Source organism: Olsenella sp. Marseille-P4559, from assembly GCF_900605015.1.
GTDB lineage: Bacteria > Actinomycetota > Coriobacteriia > Coriobacteriales > Atopobiaceae > Tractidigestivibacter.
This window is the reverse complement of the sequence record NZ_LR027573.1, coordinates 544,174-557,857: the sequence shown is the minus strand read 5'-3', so window position 1 is coordinate 557,857 and position 13,684 is coordinate 544,174. Positions and strand designations below refer to the sequence as shown.

Here is a 13,684-nt window from a genome sequence, read left to right as displayed (position 1 = left end):
TGAGAGAAAGGGGCGCCAGCCGAGCTGGCGCCCCGTGGGGGAGTGTCACGTTTTGTGCGGGGTGGCCCCTACTCGCCCTCGACCTTGCCGGGGAGCAGCAGTGCCGAGATGGTCGATACCACGTACGCGCCGATGCCAAAGTAGAGCGCGGGCACGTAGGACTGGAAGGTGTCGAACAGGAAGGCGCCCATGAAGGTGCCGAACGACGGGCCGATGCCCATGATGATGAGCGTGGCGAGGCCCCAGATCTTGCCGAGGGAAGCGCCACCGAAGACGGTGCCGGCGTAGCCCGCAGCGCCGCCGGGCTCGATGCCCCAGTACACGGCGAGAAGGACCATGCCGATGACGACGACGGGCAGGCTGCCAGAGAGGGCGAGGAGCACGCCCGCGATGCCGAAGAGCGGGGAGATGACGAGCATCATGCGGCGGGCCGGGCGCTCGACGCCCATCTTCCTGACGAGCGCATCGGACGCCTTGCCGGTGAGCGGCATGGTGAAGATGCCCGCGAGACCGATGACCATGTAGATTACGTTGGCGAGGGGCATCCCCAGGAGCGACGGCTGCGTCCAGCCGAGGTCCACGGTGAAGTAGCGCACGATCTGCGACCAGATGAGGAACTCGCCCATCACGGCGAACATGAAAGCGAAGATGTCGCACCAGAGGGCGCGGGTCCTGAAGGCCTCGCCGAGAGTCCAGACCTTGGCGGGCTTGGCCTTGGTGTCCTTCTTGGGGAGGGAGTCCAGGCCGAAGGGCTTCGCGCCGACCTTGTCCGGCATGGGCTTGGCGACGGAGGCGGCGATGAGGAGCATGACCGCCATGATCACGGAGAGGACCTTCATGCCCATCGACCAGCCGGCGGTCTTGAGGACCGGGGAGACAACGATGGTGAGTAGCAGCTGCGCCATCGGGGCGCCCATGAAGGCGAGGCCCCACTTGGTACCGTACTCGGTTCCCACGTACCACTTGCGGCAGGAGATCGTGGACGAGACCCACAGCATGCCCGTGCCCACGCCGGCGAAGATGCCATAGGTCACGAGGTACACCGGGAACGACCAGCTCGCGCCCTCGGGGATGAAGGACGTGAGGAAGAAGCCGAGGAAGCAGCAGGCCGCGCCTATCGTGTAGGCGGGCTTGGTGCCCCTCTTGTCGATGAGGCCGCCCGAGAAGTAGGCGGTGATGGCGTAGAAGGTCATCATGAAGCAGTAGCCGAGCGAGGCCTGCGTCGAGGTCCAGCTCATGCCCTCCATGAGGGAGGACTGCATGATCGAGAACGAGGAGCGGTAGCCGAAGAGGCAGAAGACCGCGAGCCAGGCGGCGATGACGGTGCAGGTGCCATACTTCTTCGCCGTCTCCTTGGTGATTTGCTCGGTCGTTGGCTCCTTGCCGGTCTCGCCGGACGTCACTGTTTGAGCAGCAGACATGGAAGCCACCAATCTGTTGAGAGGTATTGAGTCCGAGAAAAAACGTCCCGGGGAGCCATGGTTCCCCGGGACAAGATCCAATCCCTAGGGTTGGAGCATATGGGTGGTGCAGGTGAAGCTACGCTTCGACCTTCTCGGCCGCACCGCACTCGAACTTCTCGCAGTTCTTGGCGCCGTTGTCGGCAAATGCCCAGAACTTGTCCTCAAAGCCCGTGCAGGTTCCCATGTTCTGTTCGCCGGCCTGGTAGTGGCTGCAGAACTTGCACTTGAAGCCGGGGGTGAACTTGGGGCAGGTGGGCGTGTCGATCTGGACGGTGATGTCACCGTTGGCGTGGCAGATGCCCTTGGCCACGTCGATGGGGACGTAGTTCGCGCAATCAGAGTGCTTGCACATTGTGGGATTCCTTTCTCGAGAAGGTCGTGGGAGTGCGTGGCTGGACTAGATGGACTCGTACTCGGTACGGGCGATGACCTCGTCCTGGATGGGCTTACCGATCTCGACCCAGTACTGAGTGAAGCCAGCGACGCGGATGAGCAGGGTGCGGTAGTTCTCGGGGTGAGCCTGAGCCTTCTTGAGCACGCGGGAGTCCACGATGTTGTACTGAATGTGGAAGCCGCCCTTGCGCATGTAGGCGCGGGTGAGGTCCAGGAGCTTGCGGGAGCCCTCAATGCCCTTGGTGGCGCTGGGGTGAATCTTGAGGTTCATCTGGGAGTTCTGCGACATGGCGTGATCCCAGCCCGTCGCGGACTCGAAGAGGGCGTACTGGCCATGGGTGTCGGTGCCGGGGTAGGCGGACATCGAGGCGTCGGCGAACGTTGTGCCCTCGAGACGGCCATCTGCGGTAGCGCCGGTGACGGCGCCCTCGGGGCCGTGCGTGGAGACGGACATCTGGCACACGTAGAGGGGCTCGGCGTACAGGGACTCGAACTTGTGCGGCATCTCCTCGCAGAACCAGTGCTCCCAGTCGTAGAGCATGTCATCGACATAGGGCTCGTCGTTGCCGTACTTGGGCGCACGCAGGCAGTCCGCGTGAATCTCGTCGTAACGGCCGTCATCGTCGTCGCGCTTCTCCTGGTCCTTCAGGGACTCGGAGCCGACCTCCTTGGACGTCTTGTAGCCAAAGTTGTGGTCGAGAGCGTCCTTGAGCTGGTCGAGCGTGTAATTCTTGTCGTCGTAGACAAGCTTCTTGATGGCTGCGAACGAGTTGATCTGGTTGCACATGCCGCAGCACTCGATGTTGAACGTGGCGTTGTAGCGATACCCCTTCTGGGCGATGCCAAGGCCGCGCTCGAGGCAGTTGGGCTTGAGCAGCGAGTTGACCATCGACGGCGTGAACTTGCGCCAGACGTCGTGCTGGATGTTCATGCACTTGTTGAGGACCTCGACGGACTTCTCGTAGTACTTCTTGTACTGGTCGACGAGTTCGTCGAACGTGTCGAAGGTGCGGTTGTGCGGCTCGAAGACCTGGAGGCCGGTACGATGGTCAAAGCCGTTGTTGAGCGTGAGCTCGAGGATCTTCGGGTTGTTCAGGAAGTGGACGCCAACGGAGGTGGGCTGGCCGGAGCCGCCGGGGATCCAGTAGAGCTTGCCACCGTGGCGCAGGGGCATCCAGGTGCCGGGCGAGGTCTCGAGGCAGCCGCCCACAGACCAGGCGCGGGACTCGCGGACGGTCATGCCCTCGTGCTGATACTGGTTCTGGATGAACTCCATGCCGATGCGGTTGTTCATGACGGCGGGGTAGCCGGCGCCGGTCTTGATGCACTCCATGCACTTGAGGAGGAACTCCTCGGGCGTGGCCTCGTCGTAGAGCAGCGAGAGCGTGGGCTGGGTGGTCTGGCACTTGATGCCGGCCTCGAGGATGAGCATCTCAAGACGGTTGGCGGCGGACTTGCCGTCGCGGTCGAGGCCGCCGATGCACACGTTGTTGAAGGTGTTGCCCGAGAGGACGCCGCCCACGACGCCGGTGCACGCGAAGGCGTCGATGCAGGTCATCTTGACGCGGTAGAGTTCGTTCCACTCCTCGGCCTCGGCCTCGGTGAGGCGACCGGCCTCGATGTCCTGCTCGAAGTACGGGTAGAGGACCTGACCGATGCGGCCGGGGGACAGGCCGGACATGGCGTCCTCGTTGAGCTCGGCGAGGTGTAGCAGATAGATCGTCTGGAAGGCATCCTTGAACGTCTTGGGCTTCTCATGGGCGAGAAGGTGCATGCGCTCGGCGATCTCCTGGAGCTCGGCACGCTCGGTCTCGTCCTCGGTGCAGGTGAGCAGGCGATCGGCCTCGCGACCGTAGTTATCGAACCAGGTGGACAGGCCACGGCAAAGCTCGGCCATGGACTTGTAGTAGTACAGGCGGTCCATGCCGGAGATGCCGTCTCCGCCAGCGTCGCCGGCAACCTCGCCCGCGCGCTTCTCGCAGTAGTCGATGAGGCCGTCAAAGCCGTACTCGAGGACGTAGTAATAGTTCATGACCTCGCGGCCCTGCGGGATGGTGAAACCCGAGTCGAAGTTGCAGACCACGGACTTCATGATATTTTCCTTGGTCTTGTACTCGGGGACCATCTGCTCGTACTTGCGGCCCACGTCCTCGACGGACTTGCCGGCCCAGGTGTAGGCCAGACGGTGCATGGCCGGGACGATCTCGCGGCGGACGCCATACTTGCCGCCTACGGAGACCACGTTGCCGAAGCTCTTTGTGACGTTGCCGCCGCCGGCGCCGAAGCGGGAGACCTCGGCGCTGGACTCGGCACCCGTGGCAAGGGCGGCCTTGTAGAGGTCGGAGTCCTTGTCCATGAAGAAGCTCTCGGTGAGCCAGGGCAGCGGTGCGGAGCCGCGATAGAAGCCGGCCTTGGCGCCAACGAGCAGCTCGTGCGGCCAGATGGGGGTGTCGAGGTGCTGGAACACGCTCTTCAGGCCGTAGGCGCGGCGCATGATGGGGACTTCGCCATCATGCTCCATAGCGGCGCGCGTGTACCAATAGGACTCCTGCACGTCGAGCGATGAAAGCGTGTCAAAGTATATGTTGCGCAGATAGTTGGCGCGCTTCGTGGGCTCCTTCTTGATCTCGCGGTCCTGGATTTCCTTCGGGGCCTCTCCGTTGGCCTGGCTCTCGAGCGACAGTCCTCTCTCTGCCAGGACCTCGGTCAGCTTCATCGGATGGAGTTGTGCCATTCTGACCTCCTCGATAGAAAACCATGACGGCTCTGTGCCGCCTCTTACCAACCGTCATTGTGCGTGGCCAATAGCAATTTGAGATGGGTCCAGGCTCGTGTTTGGCGGTCGTATCTTCTCGGCGTCCACTAGCGCCAAAGGTCGCATCTAGGACCAAAGTCGTATGTCCGTCTCCCGAATTCCGCCCGCCGACGGGACCTTGGCACTACGGACGAGATTCGCCCATCGCCAATAATCAAGGCCAAACGGACAGTTTCCAGGCTGTGATGTTTGCCAACGCGAGAGGAGACAGACGATGAGGAGAAGTCTTTCCGCACCATTGAGCGACAGGGACCGAGAGCTCAAGGGAAGGGTCTTCGACATACAGTCCTACAGCGTTCACGATGGCCCTGGCTGCAGGACGCTCATCTTCATGTCTGGCTGCCCCTTTCGCTGCAGGTGGTGCTGCAACCCCGAGAGCTTCTACAACCGGCAGGGCAAGCTCTATCGCGCCTCCAAGTGCGTGAACCGTGCCGACAAGCGCTGCACGCGCTGTATGGACGCCTGCCCCTACGGTGCCGTGAGCGACAACTCGCAGAGCCCGGACCACCCCATGAAGTTCGACTGGGAGAAGTGCCACGTCTGCACGACGTTCGAGTGCGTGAAGGCCTGCTTCGACGATGCCCTGGCCACGATATCCGAGGAATACACGGTCGAACAGATCATGCACATCCTCGAGCGTGACCGCCACTACTGGTCCGGCAACGGCGGCGTGACCTTCTCGGGCGGCGACCCCATGTTCCAGCCCGAGTTCCTTCTCGCCGTGCTGGAGCGCTGCGACGAGGCATACATCCACAAGGCCATCGAGACGGAGGCCTTTGCCGCGACGGACGTCTACCTCAGCGTGATGCGCCACATCGACTTTGCCTTCAACGACCTCAAGAGCATGGACACCGAGAAGCACCGCGAGTACACGGGCATGGGCAACGAGCAGGTGCTGAAGAACATCCGTGCCTTCGCGAACTCCAACTGCGCCGCTCGCCTCATCCTGCGCACACCGGTCATTCGGGGCTTCAACGACACCGAGGAGGACTTCGACAAGATTGGCGCCTTCATGAGGGAGGTGGGCCTGGACGAACTCAACATCCTCCCGTTCCACCGTCTTGGCGTGAGCAAGTGGGAGGAGCTCTCGATGACGTACGCCTTTGCGGACGACAAGCCCACCGCGCCCGAGAAGCTCGAGAGCCTCCGTAAGGTGGTTCAGGGCCATGGCGTTAAGTGCTACGTGGGGAGCGAGACTCCGTTCTGATGTCGCTGCCGCGGGATGCGACGTGTCTCTCGCCGCATCCCGCGCGCGTTCTAGCCAAAGATGTTCGATATGAAGTCGTCCGCGACGAGGACGCGGCGCAGCGACTCGACCTCGTCGCGGTTCACGGAGCCGTCTGCGGCAATGCGGTCGAGCGCCTCCGAGGGGGCGTATCCGTCAAGAATCTCCTCGCAGAACATGAGTATGAGGGCGCATGCGCCGTCCGTCGTGGCATGGTCGACGTCGAGCGAGTAGCGCTTGCCCTCGTTCCCAAATACGCAGTCGAGTTCTATCCGGGCGTTCGTGCCCTCCCAGAGGTCGTCGAGGTAGGAGAGGACTTTCTCGATGGAGCCGTAACGCGGCACCAGGTCGAGCGTGAGGTTGACCATCTCGTGGACGATGGCCTGGGATTGTTGCGCGAGACCCACGTTCTGCGTGAGGACGTCGGTCCAGCGCAGCGCGTCGGACTTCAAGAGCGTGCCGTTGGAGCCAACGATCTCTGTGGGCGGTTCGGTGGCGTTGGTGGCCTGCTTGTCGGCCACTCGGAGCATCTGCTCGAGCGGCATCGATCGCTGCATCATGCGCTTGCCGCGCACGAGAAGCATCACCACGTAGTACAGCCGGTCGAAGAGTATCGGCTCGAAGGTGAAGATGTTGGCGCCGGCGCGGAATGCGGCGAGGCGCTCCTCGGGGGAGTCGTGCGTGGAGTAGATGACGACGGGCTGCTCGACGATGTTGTAGAGCTCGCGAAGGCGTCGGCAGGCCTCATACCCGCTCATGTCCTGCAGCTCCACGGAGAAGATCACAACGTCGATGCGATAGGTGCGAACGATGCGGAACGCCTCCTCGGCACGGTAGCAGAGGACGACGTTGCAGCCATATGCGCCGAGGCCATCCTTGAAACGTCGGCGCGCTTCTTCGTTGGAGCACACAAAGAGGAGCTTGGGAGGCCGCATGGCATCACACCGCCATGGTCTGGCGCTTGTCCGTGTCGAACGAATCCGAGTACTCGCAGATGAGCTGCACGCGGTTCTTCACCCCGAGCTTGGCGAGGATGCTGCTCATGTGGGTCTTCACGGTCTTCTCGCTGAGGAACAGGCGGTCGGCTATCTGGGAGTTGCTCAGCCCGTCGCACACCAGGATGGCAATCTCGTTCTCGCGCGGGGTGAGGACGGGCGAGAGGACGCGAGTGGGTGCGGGATTGCTGGAACCTGCCGTGGCGTCGAGGTGAATGTCGAGGAGACGGCAGATGCACTCGAGCCATGAGGTGGCGTTCTTGAACTCCCCGCGGCTGATGACGGGGATGTCGAACTTGGCGCTAAGCTGCTCGGAATGGGGGGTGTCGTCGAACACGAAGCCGTCGCAGCGCCACAGGGCGACGAGGCGTGCGTTGAAGAAGACGGGAACGGCAAAGGTAGTTATGCCAAAGTTGCAGGTCCTAAGCAGAGGGTCGAAGACCCGCCTGCTTTCAAAGTAGCGAACGACGTCTGCTGCGTCATGCCCTGCAACGCCCGAGCAGTCATGGGGGACGCCCGATTGCACAAAGTCGCAGAAGTCGACTTTAAGCGAGGGGACGAGCAGGGGCTTGCCCTGTGTGTCGACGAGAAGAAGCGGTATCCGATAGTCTCGGACGAAGCAATCCTGGTAATCCTGGAGTGCACCCTTGCCGACCATGGAGACCCATCGGTCTGCGCTAATCTCCATGGGCTTCCGTCTTCCATTCCTTATGCTTCTCAGCATTGCACAAACCTCCCCCAGATGCCTATTTTGCACAATGCGACTGTCACCGTTCTGCGAATCCCCTCCTTGTGCGAGTAGCCCCCACCACTCGTCTGCGGAAGACAACATGCCTCCGCACTTTGCTTCCATTATGCCCTCTTCGCCGCTGGGCAGAGCTAATTGTTCGGCAAACGTGGCAATTGCGCCACGGCAGGCCCAGCGTAACGGTGTAGTTGGCGAGGGTTCGCCTCGAGATTCGTCACGGAATCGTCCTCGTCATCATTCTCTAGCGGTTTCCATGAACCGAGGGTCGCGTTTATCCAGTTGCCGAGAAGGTCGAGTCACGGATTCCGCTAGAGAAGGGAGGTGGGGGGCCGGCGTTGCCCCGCCTGGCTCGCTGCCCGACTCCGGGAGCCCTCCCCGCTACACATTCGCATCCGAATGCGTGACCCGTGCAGGTCGATACACGTTCGGGTGACGAATGTGTATCGACCCCGGCCCTGCCCCGGAATGGAATCCCGCTGCCAGGCAATGGGATTCCATTGCCCGGCAACAAAATCCCGCGATGCCCCGCTCTTCGGGTAGCCCCGGTCACTACGCCAGCGGCGCCACGTGTGCCGGTACGCCACCCACGAACGAGAGCGACGGCTCGCCAGTGACAAGCGGACGTGCATAGCGCAAGAACTTCTCCGTTACGCCCATCCCGTCCTTGCTCACCATCTCTGCCGGCACGCCCTTCACGGCATTTGCCACGCGATTCACGTCAACCAGGTTGTAGTGCACCTCGTAGGGGCTGTCGGACACGCGCTCGAGTGCGCTCATGACCCCAGACGCACCCCCAAGGGCAGCGTTGGTGCCGTACGCGCCAAGGCCTGCGGCCTCCGTGAGGTCCGTTTGGCTCGCAAGGTGCGCCGCGCAGCGCTGGGTGGTGCAGAGTTCGACCGCGCGCGTCTTGCACCCCAGCTCTTGGTGCACGAGGTCTGCAAGGTAGCGGCTCGTGCCCGAGAGCGCGGCTGCATGCCCAAAGGCGTCGAGGCGCGCCGTGGCGCCGCTCGCCTCGCACACGAGCGTGCCCTCTGGCGTGCGTACGCCCTCGCTTACCGCCACGACCACGGTGTTCTTTCTGACCATAAGGTCGGAGATGCGCTCGAGCAGCGTCTGCTCCACAAGGGGCACCTCAGGAAGGAGCACGAGGTCGGGCGCGTGGCCGCCAGCTTCTCCTGCAAGGGCGGCAGAGGCGGCAAGCCATCCGGCGTCGCGCCCCATGATCTCGACGAACATGACGCTCCCAAGGTCGTAGACGTCTGCGTCGCATGCCAGCTCGTCCATCGTGGCGGCAATGAACTTGGCCGCGCTGCCGTAGCCGGGCGTGTGGTCGGTGAGGATGAGGTCGTTGTCTATCGTCTTGGGCACGCCCACAAAGCGAATGCCGGAGCCCATGGCCCCGCCGTAGCGGGAGAGCTTCGCGATGGTGTCCATGGAATCGTTGCCGCCAATGTAGAGAACCGTGCGGGCCCCAAGCTCGTCGAAGCGCTCGAAGAGCCTGCGATAGGGCGCCTCGTCCGTTGTCGGGTCCGGCAGCTTGTAGCGGCAACTGCCCAAGTAGCTCGAAGGCGTGTGGGAGAGAAGCTCGAGCTCTGCCGGGCTGCCCAGCCGCTCGTCAAGGTCAACCGTGCGCCCGTCGAGAAGCCCCTGGATGCCGTAGCGCATGCCTACCGCGTCAAGGCCGGCCGCGTGCGTGGCGCTCACGACCCCTGCGAGGCTTGCGTTTATCGCGGCGGTGGGGCCTCCGGACTGCCCGACCAGAACGGTAGTGCCAACAGCTGCCATGCCAAGCTCCTCTCGCGAACGTGCACTTCACCGAACGAGGATACCGCAGGCAGCGTGGACGCTGCGCCTCTCGGCGCGACTCTTGTAAGTGAGACGTCATGCATGGGCCCTGGCGTGGTAAGGTAACACGGTCCCAATGTCACCTGAAAATCCGGGAGTCACACACAATGTTCGAGGCTCTAGCGAACTTCTTCTCGCTTATCGTACAGCCGGCCTATGACCTTACCGGCAGCTGGTGGGCGGCAATCTTTATCTTCACCCTGTTCTCCAAGGTCATCCTGATGCCGCTTTCGGTGTGGTGCCAGAAGAACAGCATCGTGATGGTGCAGCTCATGCCAGAGCTCTTCCGCATCAAGTGCCGCTACTACGGCGACCGCGAGACCATCGAGGAGAAGCAGAACGAGCTCTATCACGAGAGGCACTACCATGCCCTGCTCTCGCTCATCCCCCTCGCCATCCAGGTGATCATCCTCTTTGGCCTGGTGGACGTCATCCACTCCATCACAGATTCCGGCGCACCCGGCACCGAGTTCCTGGGCCTTGTCCCCATCGAGAACGGTGGTGCGTCGCTCATCATGCCGCTCCTCGCGGGTCTCTCGGCAGTCATCATGGGCTGGGCGTCCAACCACATCAACCCCCTCCAGCGCGAGCAGTCTCGTGCCGAGAAGAACACGACTAACGGCCTCTCCATTGCGCTCTCGCTCTTCCTGGGCTTCTACGTGGTGTGCGGCATGGCGTTCTACTGGGTGTGCTCCAACCTGCTCTCCATTGCGGTACAGGCGCTGTGCAACGTGATTGTTAAGCCGCGCAAGTACATCGACTACGAGGACCTCAACAGGGCGCGCGACGAGTTCAACGCCATCGAGGAGGCCACCAAGAGCGACCGCAAGTGGTACCAGCCGGATCCGCTTGCCCGCCGCGCCAAGGCAGACTACAAGCGCTTCTTCAAGATCGATGGCAAGCACCTGGCGTTCTACTCCGAGAGCTCGGGCTTCTACAAGTACTTCCAGGGTGCCATCGAGTGGCTGCTCAACAATTCCGACGTGCGTATCCACTACCTGACGAGTGACCCAGACGACCAGGTCTTTGACATCGCCAAGCGAGAGCCGCGCCTCATTCCGTACTTCCTCGACCAGAAGCGCCTCATCACCCTCATGATGAAGATGGACGCGGACGTCATGGTGACTTCCCTCGGCGCACTCGACGTGTACTACATCAAGCGCTCCTACATCCGCAAGGATATCGAGTACATCTACATGTGCCACCACATGACCTCGATGCACATGACTGGCACCAAGCAGGAGTACGACAACTACGACACCATCATGTGCGTCGGCCCCCACCAGAAGGCAGAGATCCGTGCCATGGAGAAGGCCTACCACACGCAGAAGAAGAAGGTCCCCAAGATCGGCTACGACCTTCTCGACCGCGAGATGGCGGACTACGAGAAGATGCCGCACGAGAGGCACGAGCGCCCCATCATCCTCATCGCCCCCTCGTGGAACACGGACAACATCCTCGACACCTGCATCGACGACATGCTCGGCCGCCTGCTGGGCCACGGCTATCACGTGATCCTTCGCCCCCACCCCGAGTACGTGAAGCGCTACCGCCCGCGCTGGGAGGCGCTCGTCGAGCGCTACTCCAAGGTGAGCCCCGACGAGCTGACCATCGAGGCGGACTTCTCCGGCCACGGCTCCATCCTCGAGTCCGACGTGCTGATTACCGACTGGTCGACGATCGCCGAGGAATTCTCGTTCACCACGCTGAAGCCGTCGCTCTTCATTGACACCCCCATGAAGGTCATCAACCCGGACTACGAGCAGGTTGGCATCACGCCCACCGACATCACGCTGCGCAACCAGATTGGCCGCTCGCTTGATCCCAAGGATCTCTCCGAGCTCGAGGGCGTCATCGATGACATGGTCACGAACTCCTCCGCTTGGAACGACAAGATCCGCCAGATTCGCGACGGCTTCATCTACAACCTCGGCCACGGCGGCGAGACGGCAGGCAAGTACATCCTCGGCGAGGTCCTCGCAAAGCAGGACGGCAAGGACATCACCGCGGCTGGCGCGTTTGGGACGGGGGATCAGGGCAGCGATGATGAGTAGCCGCTCCCTGAAGGGTGCGAACCGCATTGCTGGGCACCTGATGGTCCTTGTGTGGGACGTCCTTGGCCTTGCTGCAATAAGCGCCTGCCTGCTCACGGCGATGGCCACCCCGGCCCTCGCGTACGTGGACCCCTCGGTCATGACCTACACCATCCAGGCGCTGGCCGCAGTGGCGGTGGCGCTCTCGGCGGTGCTCGGCGTGGCCTTCAGGCGCACCCGCAAGGCGCTCGTGAGGCTCCTCCGCATAGACGAGGGCGCGGGCCGCGTGGCGGAGCCCGCGGTCTCCCGCATCGACCCGGCCAGCAAGCCGGCCGCCGACGCCGCCGCCCGCGAGGCGCTCGCCTCGGTCGGCGCGTCCGCGCGCGGGGCCAGCGCACGCCGCCCGGCGGGCCTGCCCTGGCGTCGCCGCATCGTGCTCGCGCTTCTCGCCTGCGTGTTTCTCGCCCTCACGATGTTCGTGGTGGCACCGCTTGAGCTTGTTGCCGGCAGCTCCGACAGCCTCCTCTTTGGCGTAAAGCAAGTGTGGCAGGTTGTGGTGGTGGCTGGCCTCGCTATCGCAGCTGTTTCCGGCCTTGCCATCTCGGCAATTCGTGGGCGCGTCTTTGACGTGGTCATTGCCATTGCCGTGGCACTTGGCGTTGGCGCCTATGTGCAGGTGCTCTTCATGAATTCAAGCCTGCCAGTCGCCGATGGCAACCTTGTGGACTGGACCCAGTTTGCGTCCATCACTGGTATCAGCCTGCTTGTGTGGGCGGCGATCGTCATCGTCCTTGTTGCTCTTGCGGTCAAGCGTCCGCGCGTGGGGAGGGCCGCTGCCGCAGCGTTGAGCGCTGCTCTGATCGTCGTGCAGGTTGCCGGCGTTGTTGACATTGTGTCTAAGGCGGCATCCGAGCCAGAGTCCATCACCATTACCGAGAAGGGCCTCTTTGACGTCTCGGGCAAGAAGAACGTGGTGTGCTTTGTGCTGGACATGACGGACACTGCGGATGCCAAGAAAGCATATGCCGACAACCCAAACATGCTTGACGGTTTGGATGGCTTTACCTGGTACCAGAACAGCACGGGTTCTATGATTCCCACACGCTATGGCATCCCTTCTCTGCTTACGGGCGTGCGGCCACAAAAGGGCGAGGATGCGGCGGATTTCCTCTCGTCCATGTACTCAGACAGCCACTTCTTGGATGATGTAGCGGCTCAGGGCTACACCACGGACATCTACTCTGACTCTGCGGATTGGATCGATGGCTGGAGAGAGTATCTAGGACAGCATGCCGAGAACTTCGAGAGTAACTCGGATGTTGCAAGGAGCGCCCTTGATTGGCAGGGTACCCTCCGCATTCTGTATCAGTGCGCGCTTTATCGCGACATGCCGTGGATTGCCAAGCCATTCTTCTGGTTCTATACCGACCAGCTCAACCAGGGCATGGTCTCGAGCGAGGGTGCCTCGTCTCCCGACACCACGCCCTACGCCATCGATGATCCCGCATACTTCCAGAAGCTCAAGGAGAGCGGCCTAACCGTCAACGGCGAGAATGCCTCGTTCCGCTTCATCCACCTTGAGGGGACCCACTATCCCTTCATCATGGATGCCGAGGGCAACAGGGTCGCGGAGTCGAATGACTGGGAGTCCCAGATGGTGGGCGCGTTCAAGATCGTGCGCACGTATCTGGGCGAGCTCAAGCGCTTGGGGCTCTATGACAGCACCACGGTGGTCATCACGGCAGACCACGGCACCTGGTATCTCACGCCCGATGACCTCGATGGCGTCTCGACGCCCATCATCTTCGTGAAGCCCGCCCAGTCTGCCGAGGCGGATTCTGTGCCCTGCCAGATTTCCCAGCAGCCCGCGAGCCACTACGACCTTCAGGCAACGATGCTCAAGGGCATGGGTGCCTCGCAGGATGTGCTTGACCACTACGGTGAGTTCAACCAGGCAATCGAGGATCGCAGCGATTCCGCGGATCGCCTGCGCTACTACCTCATGACGACGAGCAACGGAAAACTGGACACCAGCTGGCGCGAGTACGAGATCTCGGGCGATTCCCAGGACTTCGCGAACTGGCGCCTTGATGGCAACGAATGGATCATCACCGACGAGGATGCGGAGCGCATCTGGCACTGACGTCGGTTCGAGCAGGAAAGGAAT

Annotated in this window: 9 protein-coding genes; 3 read left to right on the top strand and 6 right to left on the bottom strand. The window is 62.3% G+C overall.

Annotation, left to right across the window (positions count from 1 at the left end; translation table 11 throughout):
• Positions 1-68: 68 nt before the first annotated feature.
• From E0E00_RS02450 to hpdB, 3 genes are all read right to left on the bottom strand, one after another.
• The gene (locus E0E00_RS02450; RefSeq protein WP_130811012.1) at positions 69-1,421 is read right to left on the bottom strand and encodes a nitrate/nitrite transporter; all 1,353 of its coding nucleotides are present in this window, start codon (positions 1,419-1,421) and stop codon (positions 69-71) included.
• 118 nt (positions 1,422-1,539) lie between these two features.
• A complete protein-coding gene (gene hpdC, locus E0E00_RS02445) occupies positions 1,540-1,815 on the bottom strand; it encodes a 4-hydroxyphenylacetate decarboxylase small subunit (protein ID WP_130811011.1) in 276 nt (91 codons plus the stop codon).
• Positions 1,816-1,860: 45 nt separating this feature from the next.
• On the bottom strand, positions 1,861-4,590 hold the full coding sequence (gene hpdB, locus E0E00_RS02440; protein ID WP_130811010.1) for a 4-hydroxyphenylacetate decarboxylase large subunit: 2,730 nt from the start codon (positions 4,588-4,590) through the stop codon (positions 1,861-1,863).
• Between the two features lie 295 nt (positions 4,591-4,885).
• On the opposite strand from hpdB, the gene hpdA reads away from it, so the two are divergent.
• On the top strand, positions 4,886-5,878 hold the full coding sequence (gene hpdA, locus E0E00_RS02435; RefSeq protein WP_130811009.1) for a 4-hydroxyphenylacetate decarboxylase activase: 993 nt from the start codon (positions 4,886-4,888) through the stop codon (positions 5,876-5,878).
• Positions 5,879-5,928: 50 nt separating this feature from the next.
• On the opposite strand, the gene E0E00_RS02430 is transcribed toward hpdA, so the two are convergent.
• From E0E00_RS02430 to E0E00_RS02420, 3 genes are all read right to left on the bottom strand, one after another.
• The gene (locus E0E00_RS02430) at positions 5,929-6,831 is read right to left on the bottom strand and encodes a PleD family two-component system response regulator (RefSeq protein WP_130811008.1); all 903 of its coding nucleotides are present in this window, start codon (positions 6,829-6,831) and stop codon (positions 5,929-5,931) included.
• A gap of 4 nt (positions 6,832-6,835) precedes the next feature.
• On the bottom strand, positions 6,836-7,579 hold the full coding sequence (locus E0E00_RS02425; RefSeq protein ID WP_242622100.1) for a LuxR family transcriptional regulator: 744 nt from the start codon (positions 7,577-7,579) through the stop codon (positions 6,836-6,838).
• A gap of 609 nt (positions 7,580-8,188) precedes the next feature.
• Positions 8,189-9,424 carry a diphosphate--fructose-6-phosphate 1-phosphotransferase gene (locus E0E00_RS02420; protein ID WP_130811007.1) on the bottom strand — a complete coding sequence of 412 codons (1,236 nt, stop codon included), beginning with the start codon at positions 9,422-9,424 and terminating at the stop codon, positions 8,189-8,191.
• Positions 9,425-9,591: 167 nt separating this feature from the next.
• Here E0E00_RS02420 and E0E00_RS02415 point away from each other — a divergent pair, with 167 nt between their 5' ends.
• Both E0E00_RS02415 and E0E00_RS02410 read left to right on the top strand, forming a co-directional pair.
• Entirely contained in the window at positions 9,592-11,538 is a 1,947-nt protein-coding gene (locus tag E0E00_RS02415; RefSeq protein ID WP_130811006.1) for a YidC/Oxa1 family membrane protein insertase, read from the top strand.
• Positions 11,528-13,660 (top strand): hypothetical protein, encoded by a 2,133-nt coding sequence (locus E0E00_RS02410; protein ID WP_130811005.1) that lies wholly within the window; start codon positions 11,528-11,530, stop codon positions 13,658-13,660. The genes E0E00_RS02415 and E0E00_RS02410 overlap by 11 nt, the downstream gene beginning before the upstream one ends.
• Positions 13,661-13,684 lie beyond the last annotated feature (24 nt).